13 protein-coding genes and 1 pseudogene are annotated in these 15873 nt (G+C 69.5%); 9 read left to right on the top strand and 5 right to left on the bottom strand.

Going from position 1 to position 15873, the window contains the following annotated elements:
* The first annotated feature begins 61 nt into the window (after window positions 1-61).
* Window positions 62-676: a LysE family translocator gene (locus AAG092_RS00585; protein ID WP_110683656.1), complete on the top strand. Its 615-nt coding sequence runs from the start codon at window positions 62-64 to the stop codon at window positions 674-676.
* The gene (locus AAG092_RS00580) at window positions 676-1875 is read left to right on the top strand and encodes a benzoate/H(+) symporter BenE family transporter (RefSeq protein WP_373388072.1); all 1200 of its coding nucleotides are present in this window, start codon (window positions 676-678) and stop codon (window positions 1873-1875) included. Before AAG092_RS00585 ends, AAG092_RS00580 begins: the two co-directional genes overlap by 1 nt.
* Window positions 1876-1933: 58 nt before the next feature.
* Here the strand turns inward: AAG092_RS00580 and AAG092_RS00575 are convergent, their stop codons facing one another.
* The 4 genes from AAG092_RS00575 to AAG092_RS00560 form a co-directional block, all read right to left on the bottom strand.
* The gene (locus tag AAG092_RS00575; RefSeq protein ID WP_373388071.1) at window positions 1934-2830 is read right to left on the bottom strand and encodes a bile acid:sodium symporter family protein; all 897 of its coding nucleotides are present in this window, start codon (window positions 2828-2830) and stop codon (window positions 1934-1936) included.
* A 283-nt stretch (window positions 2831-3113) separates the two neighbouring features.
* Window positions 3114-3875: an SDR family oxidoreductase gene (locus AAG092_RS00570; protein WP_373388070.1), complete on the bottom strand. Its 762-nt coding sequence runs from the start codon at window positions 3873-3875 to the stop codon at window positions 3114-3116.
* A 142-nt stretch (window positions 3876-4017) separates the two neighbouring features.
* Window positions 4018-4707: an orotidine-5'-phosphate decarboxylase gene (gene pyrF / locus AAG092_RS00565; protein ID WP_373388069.1), complete on the bottom strand. Its 690-nt coding sequence runs from the start codon at window positions 4705-4707 to the stop codon at window positions 4018-4020.
* 58 nt (window positions 4708-4765) lie between these two features.
* The gene (locus tag AAG092_RS00560; RefSeq protein ID WP_110683652.1) at window positions 4766-5509 is read right to left on the bottom strand and encodes a ZIP family metal transporter; all 744 of its coding nucleotides are present in this window, start codon (window positions 5507-5509) and stop codon (window positions 4766-4768) included.
* Window positions 5510-5575: 66 nt separating this feature from the next.
* On the opposite strand from AAG092_RS00560, the gene AAG092_RS00555 reads away from it, so the two are divergent.
* The 7 genes and pseudogenes from AAG092_RS00555 (at window position 5576) to cobA (ending at window position 15117) form a co-directional block, all read left to right on the top strand.
* Window positions 5576-6016, top strand: a complete 441-nt coding sequence (locus tag AAG092_RS00555) for a thioesterase family protein (RefSeq protein ID WP_373388068.1) — start codon at window positions 5576-5578, stop codon at window positions 6014-6016.
* Between the two features lie 77 nt (window positions 6017-6093).
* Window positions 6094-6567 carry a cytochrome C gene (locus AAG092_RS00550; RefSeq protein ID WP_110683651.1) on the top strand — a complete coding sequence of 158 codons (474 nt, stop codon included), beginning with the start codon at window positions 6094-6096 and terminating at the stop codon, window positions 6565-6567.
* Window positions 6568-6983: 416 nt separating this feature from the next.
* Complete coding sequence (locus AAG092_RS00545; RefSeq protein WP_110683650.1) at window positions 6984-8195, top strand: nitrate/nitrite transporter; 1212 nt, start codon at window positions 6984-6986, stop codon at window positions 8193-8195.
* Window positions 8196-8394: 199 nt separating this feature from the next.
* Window positions 8395-10068 (top strand): protein kinase, encoded by a 1674-nt coding sequence (locus tag AAG092_RS00540; RefSeq protein ID WP_373388067.1) that lies wholly within the window; start codon window positions 8395-8397, stop codon window positions 10066-10068.
* A 333-nt stretch (window positions 10069-10401) separates the two neighbouring features.
* Window positions 10402-11643 (top strand): annotated as a pseudogene (locus AAG092_RS00535) (NAD(P)/FAD-dependent oxidoreductase); the annotation flags it as partial.
* 1 nt (window position 11644) lies between these two features.
* Complete coding sequence (locus AAG092_RS00530) at window positions 11645-14368, top strand: molybdopterin-dependent oxidoreductase (RefSeq protein WP_373388066.1); 2724 nt, start codon at window positions 11645-11647, stop codon at window positions 14366-14368.
* 11 nt (window positions 14369-14379) lie between these two features.
* Window positions 14380-15117 (top strand): uroporphyrinogen-III C-methyltransferase, encoded by a 738-nt coding sequence (gene cobA / locus AAG092_RS00525; protein ID WP_373388065.1) that lies wholly within the window; start codon window positions 14380-14382, stop codon window positions 15115-15117.
* Window positions 15118-15186: 69 nt separating this feature from the next.
* On the opposite strand, the gene AAG092_RS00520 is transcribed toward cobA, so the two are convergent.
* Window positions 15187-15789, bottom strand: coding sequence for a trans-aconitate 2-methyltransferase (locus AAG092_RS00520; protein WP_373388064.1), 603 nt, complete (start codon window positions 15787-15789; stop codon window positions 15187-15189).
* Window positions 15790-15873: the final 84 nt, after the last annotated feature.

The following is a 15873-nucleotide window of genomic DNA, read 5'->3' as shown; positions in this document are numbered from 1 at the left end:
CGCTGTACCGCGACGCCCGGGTGAGCTGCGCATAGGCTGCCAGCATCCACGGAGAACCACCATGACCTCGGAACTGCTGCTCGCCTTCGTCCTCTTCGCCTTCGTCACCTCGGTGACACCGGGCCCCAACAACATGATGCTGCTGGCCTCGGGCGTGAACTTCGGCGTGCGCCGCAGCCTGCCGCACATGCTCGGCATCAGCCTGGGCTTCATGCTGCTGGTGGCCGCCGTGGGCCTGGGCCTCGGCCAGCTGTTCGAGCAGTTCCCGCCGCTGTACACGGCGCTGCGCTACGCCGGCGCCGCCTACCTGCTGTACCTGGCCTGGAAGATCGCCGGCAGCGGCGCGCCAGATGCCGACGGCAAGACCACCGGCAAGCCCTTCACCTTCCTCCAGGCGGCGGCCTTCCAGTGGGTCAATCCCAAGGCCTGGATCATGGCCATCGGCGCCATCACCACCTACACGCCGCAGGAGGGCTTCCTGCTCAACGTGCTGCTGATCGCCGCCCTGTTCGCCCTGGTCAACTGCCCCAGCGTCGGCCTGTGGACGGTGGCCGGCAGCCTGCTGCGGCGCTGGCTGGACCGCCCGCGCGTGCTGCGCGTCTTCAATATCGGCATGGCGCTGCTGCTGGTGGCCTCGCTCTACCCTATCCTGATCGACGTCAAGGGAAGCCTGTGATGACCCTGGAAGCCATGGACACCTCCACCCGCCTGCGCCCGCTGGCCGACTCCGCCCCCTCCGCCGTGGTCGCTGGCTTCGTCGCCGCCCTCACCGGCTATACCAGCTCGCTGGCGCTGATGTTCCAGGCCGGCCAGGCCGCCGGCCTGAGCGCCGCGCAGATCTCCTCCTGGCTGTGGGCACTGTCGATCGGCATGGGCATCTGCACCATCGGCCTGTCGCTGCGCTACCGCGCGCCGGTGGTGGTGGCCTGGTCGACGCCGGGCGCCGCCCTGTTGATCACCAGCATGCCGGGGGTGAGCTACCCGGAGGCGATCGGCGCCTTCGTGGTCTGCGCCCTGCTGCTCAGCCTGCTGGGCCTGTCCGGCGCCTTCGAGCGGGTCATGCGCCACCTGCCCGCCTCGCTGGCGGCGGCGCTGCTGGCCGGCATCCTGTTCCGCATCGGCAGCGAGATCTTCGTCGCCGCGCCGACCAGTACCGTTCTGGTGCTGGCGATGTTCTTCACCTTCCTGTTCGGCAAGCGCCTGGCGCCACGCTATGCGGTGCTCGCCGCGCTGCTGGTGGGCGGCGTGACGGCGGCAGCGCAGGGCCTGCTAGATTTCAGCCAGTTCAAGCTGGAGCTGGCGGTACCGGTGTGGACCACGCCGAGCTTCTCCCTGAACGCGGCGATCAGCATCGGCATCCCGCTGTTCGTGGTGGCCATGGCCTCGCAGAACATCCCCGGCCTCGCCGTGCTGCGCGCCGACGGCTACGAGGTGCCACCCTCGCCGCTGATCGCCACCACCGGCATCGCCTCGCTGCTGCTGGCGCCCTTCGGCTCCCACGGTATCAACCTGGCCGCCATCAGCGCCGCCATCTGTACCGGCGCCGAGGCCCATGCGGACAAGCGCAAGCGCTATACCGCGGCGCTGTGGAATGGCGTGTTCTGCGGCCTCGCCGGCATCTTCGCCGCTACCCTGGCCGCCCTGTTCATCGCCCTGCCCAGCGCCCTGGTGCTGTCCATCGCCGCCCTGGCCCTGCTCGGCTCGATCGGCAACGGCCTGGCCCAGGCCATGCAGGCGCCGGCCGAGCGCGACGCCGCGCTGGTCACCTTCATGATCACCGCCTCGGGCATGACCCTGCTGGGCATCGGCTCGGCCTTCTGGGGCCTGGTCGGCGGTGCCGTGACCCTGCTGATCCTCAACTGGCGCCGGCGCTGAGCCGATCGCCCAGAAAAAAGCCCGGGCAGGTCCCGGGCTTTTTTGTTGCGGTGCAAACTCAGGCCGCCTCGGCCTCCTCGGCCGCCAGCTCCTTCCCATGGGCGAAGTTGACCCACCAGCCGAAGGCGGCGGCGGTGAAGAACATGATGAAGCTGTAGATGGCCGCCGGAATCGCCATGGTGGGGTTGTTCAGCAGCATCGGGCTGAGCGCCAGGGCAATCGCCAGGGTGCCGTTGTGGATGCCGATCTCCATGCCGATGGCCACCGCCTGGCGGCGCGGCAGATTCATCAGGCGCGGCACGCCGTAGCCCACGGCCAGGCTGATCAGGTTGAACAGCAGCGCGGCCAGGCCCACCACCGGGGCGTAGTCGACCACCGTATTCCAGTCCTTGATGAAGGCCAGCACCACCACCAGCACCAGGAACAGCGCGGAGATGATCTTCACCGGCTTCTCCATGACATTGGCGAAGCCCGGCGCCAGCTTGCGGATGACCATGCCGATGGCCACCGGGCCGAGGACGATGGCGAATACCTGCAGCACCTTGGCGAACTGCAGGGGGATGGCCTGGTCGCCTTCCATGAAGTAGGCCAGCGACAGGTTGACGATGAACGGCATGGTGAGGATGGCCACCACCGAGTTCACCGCGGTCAGGGTGATGTTCAGCGCCACGTCGCCATGCGCCAGGTGGCTGTAGAGGTTGGCCGAGGTGCCGCCGGGCGAGGCCGCCAGCAGCATCAGGCCGACCGCCAGGGCCGGCGCCAGGCCGAAGCCCTTGGCGATGAAGAAGCACACCAGCGGCAGCAGGAGCAGCTGGCAGCCCAGGCCGATCAGCACCGGCTTGGGAAACTTCACCACCCGGGCGAAGTCCGCCAGGGTCAGCGACAGCCCCAGCCCGAGCATGATGATGCCCAGGGCGATGGGCAGGAACAGGGTATTCAAGGCACTTGCGGTCATTCTTGTTGTTCTCCGGAACAGTCATTGGCCTGTTGCAAAAATCCGTTTGGGCGCCAGGCCGCGCCATGGGTCGTTGCTGCTTCTCGTCGTAGTCCTGCCACGACGGGTCGCAACGGCTCGCCTGACAGGCTCTGACACTCGCGCTCGAATGCAGACACCGACCGCCAGGCCGCCGGCCAGCGATTCTTGACGAGCCGGCCAAGCCTTGTAACTGGCTTTTTAAGCCAAAGGAACTACTGGTCGTAACAGAATGCAAAAAGGGCGCCTTGCGGCGCCCTTCCTGTCAGATCGCGGTGGCCCCGCCATCCACCGCCAGCGCGTGGCCGGTGGTGAAGCCGGCCGCGTCACAGCACAGGTAAAGCACCGCGGCGGCGATCTCCTCGACCTTGCCGATACGCCCGACCGGGTGCATGCCGGCGACGAACTCGGCCTTCTTCGGGTCGGCCTCGGCGGCACGGCGCCACATGTCGGTGTCGATCACCGCCGGGCACACGGCGTTGACGCGGATCTTCTTCTTCGCGTACTCGACGGCGGCCGACTTGGTCAGGCCGATCACCGCGTGCTTGGAGGCGGCGTAGATGCTCATCTTCGGCGCGGCGCCGAGACCGGCCACCGAGGCGGTGTTGACGATGGCACCGCCGCCCTGGGCCAGCAGCAGCGGCAGCTGGTGCTTCATGCACAGCCACACGCCCTTCACGTTGACGCCCATGATGGCGTCGAACTCGGCCTCGCTGCCCTCGGCCAGCTTGCCCTTCTCGATCTCGATGCCGGCGTTGTTGAAGGCGTAGTCGAGGCGCCCGTAGGCGGCCACCACCTGCTCCATCAGTGCCTTGACCTCGGCGTCGCGGGTCACGTCGCAGCGCACGAACAGGGCCTCGCCACCGGCGTCGCGGATCAGCTGCACGGTGCCTTCGCCGCCGCTCACGTCGACGTCGGACACCACCACCTGCAGGCCCTCGGCCGCGAAGGCCAGGGCGGTGGCGCGGCCGATGCCGGCGGCACCGCCGGTTACCAGGGCTACTTTGCCGGAGAAGGTCATGCTCATGTCTGCATCCTCGCAGGGAGTTGGAAATGAGCGGAGTCTAGCCAGCGCGAGCGCCGGCGAGCAGCACTATCAGGGTGCCATGTGCCGGGTCATGCAGAGGAGTGATGAAGCACCGGTCGCTCCATCACTCGTCTGGATAGGATCAGGCCAGCTCGGCGACGATCGTGGCCAGCGCCTGGGCCGGGTCGGCGGCCTGGCTGATCGGGCGGCCGATCACCAGGTAATCGGAGCCGGCGGCCAGGGCCTGGGCCGGGGTGAGGATGCGCTTCTGGTCGTCGGCACTGCTGCCGGCCGGGCGGATGCCCGGGGTGACCAGCTGCAGGGTCGGGTGCGCGGCCTTGAGCGCCGGTGCTTCCTGAGCCGAGCAGACCAGGCCGTCCATGCCGGCCTGGGTGGCCAGCGCGGCCAGGCGCAGCACCTGCTCCTGCGGCGCGATGTCCAGGCCGATACCAGCCAGGTCCTGCTGCTCCATGCTGGTCAGCACGGTCACGCCGATCAGCAGCGGCTTGCGACCGGCCAGCTTGTCCAGCTCCTCGCGACAGGCCGCCATCATGCGCAGGCCGCCGGAGCAGTGCACGTTGACCATCCACACGCCCAGCTCGGCGGCGGCCTTGACCGCCATCGCCGTGGTATTGGGGATGTCGTGGAATTTCAGGTCTAGGAACACCTCGAAGCCCCTGGCCTGCAGTGCCTCGACCACCGCCGGGCCGCTGCGGGTGAACAGCTCCTTGCCGACCTTGACCCGGCACAGCCGCGGGTCCAGGCGCTCGGCCAGGGCCAGGGCGGCGTCACGGGAGGGGAAGTCGAGGGCAACGATGATCGGGGTGGACATGGCGGGCTCACAGGCAGGTCGAAAACGCCGCGCATTGTACCCCAGTCAACCGCGGCGGTCAGATCAGCTTCTCCAGCGCCAGCGCGGTCATGAAGCCGGACAGGGTGATCAGCCCGGTCATGGCATGGGTTTCGGCGAAGGCCTCGGGGATCATCGCATCGACCAGCATGCACAGCACCGCGCCGGCGGAAAAACCCAGGGCCACTGCCAGCCAGTAAGGTGACAGGCTGGCGAACAGGCCCGGTCCGGCCATCGCCGCCAGGCCCGAGAGCAGCACGATGCCACCCCACAGGCGCAGCACGTAGAACACGCTGCGCCCCTCGCCGCGCAGCCCGGCGGCGCTGGCCAGGCCCTCCGGCAGGTTGGAGAGGAAGATCGCCGCCAGCATCACCAGGCTGACCTGACCGCTGTCGAGCAGGCCCAGGCCGAGACCGACCGACTCCGGAATACCGTCGAGAAAGGCCCCGGCGGCGATCAGCAGCCCGGCCATGTGCGCCTGGCCGCCGGCCTCGCGGCCGCGATGGCGCAGTTCCAGGCGCTCCAGCCACTCGTTGGCGGCGACGAAGGCCAGGCCGCCGGCGAGCATGCCCCACAGGGTCGGTGCCAGGCCGCCGAGGCGCTCGGCCTCGGGAATCTGCTCGAAGCAGATCGCGGCGATCAGCACCCCGCTGCCGTAGGCCAGCAAGGCCGCCACCAGGCGCCGCGACAGGCGCAGGAACACGCCGAGCAAGGCCCCCAGCAGCAGGCTGCTGGCCGCCAGCACACCCCACAGGCCGGCCTGCGCCAGCATCCCCCAGTCCATACCCCCTCCTCCAGACTCCACCCGAGCCGCTAGACTGGCCGCTCCGATTCCCCGCAGGCAGCAGTGATGGCCCGTCTCCAGCTCGATTTTTCCCGCCAACAGTTCCGCTACCAGACCCACATGACGGTGCGCAGTACCGACATCAATGGCGCCAATCACCTCAGCAACGATGCCATGATCTCGATGATCTCCGAGGCCCGCGCGCGTTTTCTGTTCGATCACGGCATCCGCGAAACCTCCGACAGCGGTACCGGCATCATAGTCACCGACCTCGCCACCATGTACCGCGCCGAATCCCATGCCCGCGACCAGCTGCTGTTCGAGGTAGGCGTGATGGACTTCAACCGCTATGGCGGCGACATCATCTTCCGCATCAGCCGCCCGGCCGACGCCACCCTGATCGCCCTGGCCAAGTCCGGTTTCGTGTTCTTCGACTACGGCCAGGGCAAGGTGGTCCCCATGGCCGCCGAGTTCAGCGCCAAGTTCCCCGAGGTGAACTGGCTGTAGATTGGCGAACGGTCGGTGAACGCTCTAGGTTTACACGGTTAGCGCCCGCCCAGAGGCGCCCAACCGAGAAGCCTGACATGCGCACACCCCATCGACTCCTGATACTGGCCGCCACCCTCGCCCTGCCCCTGGGCGGCCAGGCCGAACCTTCGGCGGAACGCGGCCGCTACCTGGTGCAGATCGCCGGCTGCAACGACTGCCATACCGCCGGCTACCTGCTGGCCCCGGACCAGGTGCCGGACAGTGCCTGGCTGCTGGGCGACCGCCTGGGCTGGAGCGGCCCCTGGGGCACCACCTACGCCAGCAACCTGCGCCTGGTACTGCCCCGGCTCGACGAGGAGCAGTGGCTGCAGCTGGCGCGCAACGCCAACTACCGCCCGCCCATGCCCAACCATGCCCTGCGCATCCTCACGGATGACGACCTGCGCAGCATCCACCGGTTCGTCAGCCAGCTGGGCGAGGCCGGTGAGCCGGCGCCGGCCGCCCTGCCACCGGGCCAGACCGCCCAGGGTCCGGTCGTGCAGTTCCCGGCGCCGCCCGCCCAGCCCTGAAACCGCCTCAACTCGGTGCGCCACCCGCACGCGGCGCACCGTATTGAACCAGCGCCGCAGCGCGCGAGGCTGCCCCTCCGCTGATTGGCGCGCCCGCGGCGCATTGGCCCGAGTCTTGCTCAAGCCCTGATACAGGCATCCAACGGCGGCTGCCCCCGATACGACAAAGGCGTCGCACCTCCTCCGCTCCGGCGGTCAGTGGTGCGGCGCCTTTTGCGTTTCATCCCCCAAAGCCCGGGGGTGGCTGGCGGCCCGCGATCCGGACGCCGGCCGGTAACTCTCTCAACCTGGCTGTGGCTTCGGCCACGGGGCCGGGCGCCACAAGCGCCGGGCTCTCCCGCCGGCGGCCAGGCGACGTGCCCACGATCACGTCGCCGCGCCGCCGACGGGACTCTAACTCGATGATGAGGTGTTGGATGAATACAAGTTTCTGGAAAGCCGGCCACGCACCGACGCTGTTCGCCGCGTTCCTCTATTTCGACCTGAGCTTCATGGTCTGGTACGTGCTCGGCCCGCTGGGCGTGCAGATCGCCAGCGACCTGGGCCTGACCACCCAGCAACGCGCCATGATGGTCGCCACGCCGATCCTGGCCGGCGCCGTGCTGCGCTTCCTGATGGGCCTGCTGGCCGATCGCACTTCGCCGAAGACCGCCGGCCTGGTCGGCCAGGTGATCGTCATCGCCGCCCTGGCGGTAGCCTGGCAGCACGGCATCCACAGCTACGAGCAGGCGCTGCTGCTCGGCCTGTTCCTCGGCTTCGCCGGCGCCTCCTTCGCCGTCGCCCTGCCGCTGGCCTCGCAGTGGTACCCGCCGCAGCACCAGGGCAAGGCCATGGGCATCGCCGGCGCCGGCAACTCCGGCACCGTGCTCACCGCGCTGTTCGCCCCGGGCCTGGCCGCCGCCTTCGGCTGGGGCAACGTGTTCGGCCTGGCGCTGATCCCGCTGGTGCTGACCCTGATCATCTTCGCCGGCGTGGCCAAGAACGCTCCCGAGCGCCCGGCGCCCAAGGCCATGGCCGACTACCTCAAGGCCCTCGGTGACCGCGACAGCTGGTGGTTCATGTTCTTCTACAGCATCACCTTCGGCGGCTTCCTCGGCCTGGCCAGCACCCTGCCCGGCTACTTCCACGACCAGTACGGCTTCGATCCGGTCAAGGCCGGCTACTACACCGCCGCCTGCGTATTCGCCGGCAGCCTGATGCGCCCGCTGGGTGGCGCCCTGGCCGACCGCATCGGCGGCATCCGCTCGCTGCTGGTGATGTACACCTGCGCCTCCATCTGCATCGCCGCGGTCGGTTTCAACCTGCCCAGCGCCTACGCCGCCCTGGGCCTGTTCGTGGTCGCCATGCTCAGCCTGGGCGCCGGCAACGGCGCGGTGTTCCAGCTGGTACCGCAGCGCTTCCGCAAGGAGATCGGCGTGATGACCGGGCTGATCGGCATGGCCGGCGGCATCGGCGGCTTCTGCCTGACCGCAGGCCTCGGCGCGATCAAGCAGTCCACCGGCGACTACCAGCTGGGCCTGTGGCTGTTCGCCAGCCTCGGCGTGCTGGCCTGGTTCGGCCTGCACGGCGTCAAGCTGCGCTGGCGCACCACCTGGGGCAGCGCGGCCGTCACCGCCGCCCGCGTCTGAGCCATCCATGCCGGGCGCCCAGTGCGCCCGGCGTTCTCACAGGACGGTTGCGACAAAGGCGGGGCCGGGCGAGGCTCCCGCACTGGTCAGGAAAGGTGGAGTGGCGACACTCCTTGGAGCCCTGAGCGGCCCGGCCTTTGTCTCAACCGACTTGACTACTTCGGGCGCCTTTCGGCGCCCTTCGCACGAGAGAGCCCGCATGGCCCTGCAACTGAGCTTCGGCGAAGCCACCGCCACCGGCCCGCGCACGGAAAACCAGGACGCCATCCGCGTGGTCACCCCGGCGCCCGCCCTGGCCGCCAGCAAGGGCTTCCTGTTTGCCCTGGCCGATGGCGTCAGCCAGTGCGCCGACGGCGGCCTGGCCGCGCGGGCCACCCTGCAGGCCCTGGCCCTGGACTACTACTCGACCCCTGAGACCTGGGCCGTGGCCCAGTCACTGGAGCGCCTGCTGGTGGCGCACAACCGCTGGCTGCAGGCCGGCAGCGGCGGCCAGCCGCTGCTCACCACCCTTTCCGCGCTGATCCTGCGCGGCCGCCGCTTCACCCTGGCGCACGTCGGCGACTGCCGCGCCTACCGCCTGCACGACGGCCAGCTGGAGCGCCTCAGCGAGGACCATGTGTGGGAGCAGCCGGGCATGCAGCACGTGCTCAAGCGCGCACTGGGCCTGGACCAGCACCTGGTGGTGGACTACCTGGAAGGTGAGCTGCGCGAGGGCGAGCGCTACCTGCTGGTCAGCGACGGCGTCTGGTCGACCCTGGGCGACGCCGGCATCCGCCGCCTGCTGCTGGACGAGAGCGACCCGACCGCCGCCTGCCAGGCGCTGGTCGCTGCCGCCCATCTGGCCGGCAGCCAGGACAACGCCAGCGCCGTGCTGGTGCAGGTCGAGGCGCTGCCGGACAACGACCTGGCCGACACCCTGGCGCAGCTGCAGCAGTGGCCGCTGCCACCCAAGCTGCGCGAGGGCCAGGACTTCGAGGGCTGGCAGGTCGAGCGCCTGCTGGCCGAGTCGCGCCAGTCGCTGGTGTACCGGGTGCGCGACGCCCAGGCCCGGCGCTGGCTGCTCAAGACCCTGCCGGCCAGCCGCCACGACGAGGCCCAGGCCGGGGCCGCCCTGCTGCTGGAGGAATGGTTCCTGCGCCGCGTGGCTGGCCGGCACTTCGCCGAGGCCCATCCGCTGCCGCAGCGCCAGCACCTCTACTACGTGCAGCGCGAGTACGCCGGCCAGACCCTGGCCGAGCACCTGCGCCTGTCCGGCCCGCTGGGCCTGGCCGAATGGCTGGAGCTGGCGCCGCGCCTGCTCAAGGCCCTGGGCCAGCTGCACCGGCGCAACATCCTGCACCGCGACATCAAGCCGGAGAACCTGCTCTGGTGCGACGACGGCGAGCTGCGCCTGCTCGACTTCGGCCTGGCCTACTGCCCCGGCCTGTCGCGCGACGAGCAGCACGCCCTGCCCGGCACGCCCAGCTACATCGCCCCGGAGGCCTTCGCCGGCATCGCCCCGGAGCGCCAGCAGGACCTCTACGCCGCCGGCGTCACCCTCTACCACCTGCTCACCGGCCACTATCCCTACGGCGAGATCGAGGCCTTCCAGCACCCGCGCTTCGGCAGCCCGGCCGCCCCCAGCCGCTACCGCCCGGACATTCCGGCCTGGCTCGACGACTGCCTGCTGCGCGCGGTGGCGGCCAGCCCCGAGGAACGCTTCGAGACCGCCGAGGAGTGGCTGCTGGCCCTCGAGCAGGGCGAGCGCCAAACCCTCGGCGGGCGCCCGCGGCCACTGCTGGAGCGCGAGCCGCTGAAGGTCTGGCGCGGCGTGGCCCTGGCCTCGCTGCTGGTCAACCTGGTCCTGCTGGTCAGTCTGCTGCGGGGCCAGTGAAGCCAGGCCGCACCACAACGACGCAGCGCCGCTTTAAACGGGTGCGCAAAACCCCGAGAGATGCACGAAAGAGCACTGGAAGCCTCGAAAAAAGGGGCCTTGCAGAGTTGGCACGGGGCCTGCAAAAGACACCTCGAACACACATAAAGGCACCGCCCTCAATGCGGAAGACGGTGCCCTCCCGCTAGATCGGGACCTGGACAAAGGCGTCCTCGCTAGGCAACTGGCGGGACGCCTTTTTTGTTTCATGGCCTGCCCTTGGCAGCCACTTTCGAGTCGTCGCGGAGCATCGCTCCCGGCCATTTTTCGGGATTTCAGCAGGAGAGGACCGGCATGAACAAACTCAAGCTGGTAATGGTGGGCAACGGCATGGCCGGGGTCAGAACCCTGGAGGAGCTGCTCCGGCTCGCGCCGGACCTGTACGAGATCACCGTGTTCGGCGCCGAGCCGCACCCCAACTACAACCGCATCCTGCTGTCGCCGGTGCTGGCCGGCGAGCAGAGCTTCGCCGACATCGTGCTCAACGGTATCGAGTGGTACCAGCAGCACGGCATCGACCTGCGCCTGGGGCGCAAGGTGGTGGCCATCGACCGCAAGAAGCGCCTGGTCACCGCCGACGATGGCAGTACCGCACAATACGACCGGCTGATCCTCGCCACCGGCTCCAACCCCTTCATCCTGCCGGTGCCGGGCAACCGTCTGGAGGGGGTGATCGCCTACCGCGACATCGCCGACACCGAGCAGATGATGCAGACCGCGAGCACCCACAGCCACGCCGTGGTCATCGGCGGTGGCCTGCTCGGCCTGGAGGCGGCCAACGGCCTGCGCCAGCGCGGCATGCACGTGACCGTGGTGCACCTGGCCGACTGGCTGCTGGAGCGCCAGCTCGACCAGACCGCGGGCAAGCTCCTGCAGCAGGCGCTGGAGGCCCGTGGCATCCGCTTCCGCCTCAACGAGCAGACCGAGGAGCTGCTCGACTACGGCAGCGGCCGGGTCTGCGCCGTGCAGTTCAAGAGCGGCGACACCATTCCCGCCGACCTGGTGGTGATGGCCGCCGGCATCCGTCCCAACACCGAACTGGCGGAAAAAGCCGGCCTGCCCTGCAACCGCGGCATCCTGGTGGACGACTGCCTGCAGACCTTCGACCCGCGCATCTATGCCGTCGGCGAATGCGCCAACCACCGCGGCATCGCCTACGGCCTGGTGGCACCGCTGTTCGAGCAGGCCCAGGTCTGCGCCAACCACCTGGCCATGCTCGGCACCGCCCGCTACCAGGGTTCGGTGATCTCCACCAAGCTCAAGGTCACCGGCATCGATCTGTTCTCCGCCGGCGACTTCATGGGCGGCGACGGCACCGAGACCATCACCCTCTCCGACCCCATCGGCAGCGTGTACAAGAAACTGGTGATCAAGGACGACGTGCTGGTCGGCGGCTGCCTGTACGGCGACACCCTGGACGGCAGCTGGTATTTCCAGCAAATCCGCGAGGGCGTCGACATCGGCCGCATGCGCGATCACCTGATGTTCGGCCGCGCCAGCCTGGAGGCGGCCGGCCTCGCCGAGAAGGATGCCGCCCGTGCCTGAAGCGACCCTGCAAACCACAGCAGCCACCTGCTGCTACTGCGGCGTCGGCTGCGGCGTGCTGATCGAGCACGATGGCGAGAAGATCCTCGGCGTGCAGGGCGACCCCAGCCACCCGGCCAACTTCGGCCGCCTGTGCAGCAAGGGCTCGTCCCTGCACCTGACCGGCGACCTCGACGCCCGCGCCCTCTCCCCCGAGCTGCGCCTGGGCAAGAATCTCGCCCGCGCCCGCACCGACTGGGACAGCGCCCTCGACCACGCCGCCAGCGTATTCGCCGAGACCATCCGCGAGCACGGCCCGGACAGCGTCGCCTTCTACATCTCCGGCCAGCTGCTGACCGAGGACTACTACGCCTTCAACAAGCTGGCCCGCGCCCTGGTCGGCACCAACAATATCGACAGCAACTCGCGCCTGTGCATGAGCTCGGCGGTGGTCGGCTACAAGCGCAGCCTGGGCGCCGACGCCCCGCCCTGCAGCTACGAGGACATCGAGCAGGCCGACTGCCTGCTGATCGCCGGCAGCAACATGGCCTATGCCCACCCGATCCTGTTCCGCCGCCTGGAAGCGGCCAAGGCCGCGCGGCCCGAAATGAAGATCATCGTGGTCGACCCGCGCCGCACCGATACCTGCGAGCTGGCCGACCTGCATCTGGCCATCGCCCCGGGCACCGACGTGGCGCTGTTCCACGGCCTGCTGCACCTGCTGCTGGCCAACGGCGACTACGACCCGGCCTATATCGACGCCCACACCGAGGGCTTCGAGGCCCTGCGCGGGCTGGCCGCCGACTACCCGCCGAGCGAAGTGGCGCGCCTGTGCGGCATCGACGAGAGCGAGCTGCGCCGCGCCGCCGAGCTGATCGGTCAATCGCCGGCCTTCCTCTCGCTGTGGTGCATGGGCCTCAACCAGTCCAGCGCCGGCAGTGCCAAGAACAGCGCCCTGATCAACCTGCACCTGGCCACGGGACAGATAGGCCGGGTCGGCGCCGGCCCCTTCTCCCTCACCGGCCAGCCCAACGCCATGGGCGGCCGCGAGACCGGCAGCCTGTCCAACCTGCTGCCTGGCCACCGGGAGGCGGCCAACCCCGAGCACCGCGCCGAAGTGGCCCGTTACTGGGGCGTGGACAGCCTGCCGGAAACCCCGGGGCTCAGCGCCGTGGAACTGTTCGAGGCGGTGCGCGCCGGCAAGATCAAGGCCCTGTGGATCGCCTGCACCAACCCCGCGCAGTCGCTGCCGGACCAGCAGAAGATCCACGAGGCCCTGGCGCGGTGCCCCTTCGTGGTGGTGCAGGAAGCCTTCTTCACCACCGAGACCTGCCACTACGCCGACCTTCTGCTCCCGGCCGCCAGCTGGGGCGAAAAAGAAGGCAGCGTGACCAACTCCGAGCGGCGCATCAGCCATGTGCGCCGCGCCGTGCCAGCGCCCGCAGAGGCGCGGCCGGACTGGGCGATCGTCTGCGACTTCGCCCGTCGCCTGGAACAACTGCAACGCCCCGGCCTGCCAAGCCTGTTCGCCTTCCTCGACGCGGAAATGCTGTTCGAGGAGTACAAGCACCTGACCCAGGGACGCGACCTGGACCTCTCCGGTCTCAGCTACGCCATCCTGGACGACCAAGGTCCGCAACAATGGCCCTTCCCGGCCGGCGCCCGCCAGGGCACCGCGCGTCTGTACGGGAACGGCCTCTTCCCCACCGCCAGCGGCCGCGCACAGTTCGTCGCCGACCCTTACCGGCCGGCCCAGGAACGCCCGGTGGCGGACTTCCCCCTGCTGCTCAACACCGGCCGCCTGCGCGACCAGTGGCACGGCATGAGCCGCACCGGCACCGCCGCACGGCTGTTCGGCCACGCGCCGGAAGCGGTGCTCGGCCTGCACCCGGACGAGCTGGCGCGGCGCGGCCTGCAGTCCGGCGAGCTGATCCGGCTGCGCAGCCGGCGCGGCGGCCTGATCCTGCCGGTGCAGGCCGACGACAGCCTGCAAGCGGGCCAGGCCTACCTGCCGATGCACTGGGGCGACCGTTTCCTCAAGGGTCTGGGCACCAACGTGCTGACCCAGTCGGCCTTCGACCCGCTGTCCAAGCAGCCGGAGCTGAAGCTCAGCGCCGTGCAGGTCGAGCGCGCCGAGCTGCCCTGGCAGTTCTTCGCCCTGGTCGAGGGCGACGTGCAGCGCCGCTTCACCGCCCTGCGCCCGCTGTTCGAGCGTTTCGCCTACGCCAGCCTGGCGCCCACCGGCCGCGAACAGCGACCGGCCCTGCTGCTCAAGGCCGCCGCCACGACGGCGCCGGACGCCGAGCTGCTGGCGCAGATCGACGCCCTGCTCGGCCTCGACCAGGGCCCGGTGATGGCCTACGACGACCCCCGGCGCGGCGTGGGCAAGCGCCTACGCACCGAGGGCGGGCGCATCGTCGCCGTGCGCCTGGCCGGCGAGATTGCCGCCCGCGACTGGCTCAAGGGCCTGTGGGAACAGGGCAGCAGTGACGCCGAGCTGCGCCGCTGGCTGCTGGCTCCGCTGCCGACGCCGCCGGGCGGCGGCCTCAAGGCCAGCAAGGTGCTGTGCAACTGCATGAACGTCAGCCAGGACGCGGTATGCGCCGGAATCGAACGCGGCCTGGACCTGGACGGCCTCAAGCGCGAGCTGAAATGCGGCACCAGCTGCGGCTCGTGCGTGCCGGAAATCAAGCGACTGCTGGCCACCCGCGTGGCGGCCATCGCCGTGCAAGCCTGAGGAGTAGAAGCATGAGTGCAAAAGTCTGGCTGGTGGGCGCCGGCCCCGGCGACCCGGAACTACTGACCCTCAAGGCGGTGAGGGCCCTCAACCGGGCCGAGATCGTGATGATCGACGACCTGGTCAACCCGGCCGTGCTGGAACACTGCCCGGCGGCGCGTGTGGTGCCGGTGGGCAAGCGCGGCGGCTGCCGCTCCACGCCGCAGGCTTTCATCCACCGGCTGATGCTGCGCTATGCGCGCCAGGGCAAGTGCGTGGTGCGTCTGAAGGGTGGCGACCCGTGCATCTTCGGCCGTGGCAGCGAGGAAGCCGACTGGCTGGCCGCGCATGGCATCGAGGTGGAGATGGTCAACGGCATCACCGCCGGCCTGGCCGGCGCCACCCAGTGCGGCATCCCCCTGACCCTGCGCGGCGTGGCCCGCGGCGTGACCCTGGTCACCGCCCACACCCAGGACGACAGCAGCCTGAACTGGCAAGCCCTGGCCCAGGGCGGCACCACCCTGGTGGTGTACATGGGCGTGGCCAAGCTGCCCGAGGTACGCGACAGCCTGCTGGCCGGCGGCATGCGCGCCGACATGCCGGTGGCGATGATTGAGAACGCCTCGCTGCCGCAGCAGCGCGAGTGCCGCAGCACCCTGGCCGGCATGCAGCAGACGGCCAGCGATTTTGCGCTGAAGAGCCCGGCGATCCTGGTGATCGGCGAGGTGGCGGCGCAGCAGCAGATTCAAGCTTTGGCAGAGATTGCCTGATCCCCTTCGCTCCTGCGGAGTAGTGCTTCGCCCGGCCGCATGGCCGGGCTTTTTTTTGCCCCGGGAGCCTCAGCACTTTTCCGCGACTATCGCGTAGCGGCCCTTGTTGCGAGCGCCGTCAGGCAGGTTCATGAACTCACCGATCAGCAGCCGGCAGCCACAATCGCGCAGGATCTGTTCGGTCTCTTCCGGCAGGTTGGAGTCGTAGAAGAATTCCACGCCGAACATGAAGTCGGTGAACGCCGGATGGCTGGAGCCGCCCACCGTCAGCATCAGCCGGCCGCCACCGGGCAGCCGCTCGACGACCCGCTGCAGGATCCCCGCATGCTCGCAGCGCGGCAGGTGAAAGATCGAGTCCCAGATGATCGCCGCCTGGAAGTCCCGGTCCGGCACGTAGTGCTCCATCGGCGACAGCAGCCAGCACTGGTCCGGCAGGCGCCGGCGGGCCTGCTCGAGCATCGCCTCGGACTGGTCCACACCGATCACCCGATGGCCGCTGGCGACCACCTGCTCGGCCATCGGCCGCCCCGTGCCGCAGCCCAGGTCGAGGACGGTGGAACCCGGCGGCAGCGGAGCCAGCAGCGTGTCCAGGTAGTGGCGCTCGTTCTTGAAGAAGCCCGAGCGCGCCTCGCCCCACTGCTGGGCGACCTTGTTGTAGGCATCGCGGTTCATCGTCTCTCCTGTCGGCGGCAGGCGCGGATTCTCGCACCGAAACAGGCGTTGCCCCAAAGCAAAAGGCCCGGTCGCGGGACCGGG

This window comes from Pseudomonas alcaligenes (genome assembly GCF_041729615.1).
Classification (GTDB): domain Bacteria; phylum Pseudomonadota; class Gammaproteobacteria; order Pseudomonadales; family Pseudomonadaceae; genus Aquipseudomonas; species Aquipseudomonas alcaligenes_B.
Note: the sequence above shows the minus strand (reverse complement) of the source record. Positions and strands in the feature narration are given on the sequence as shown.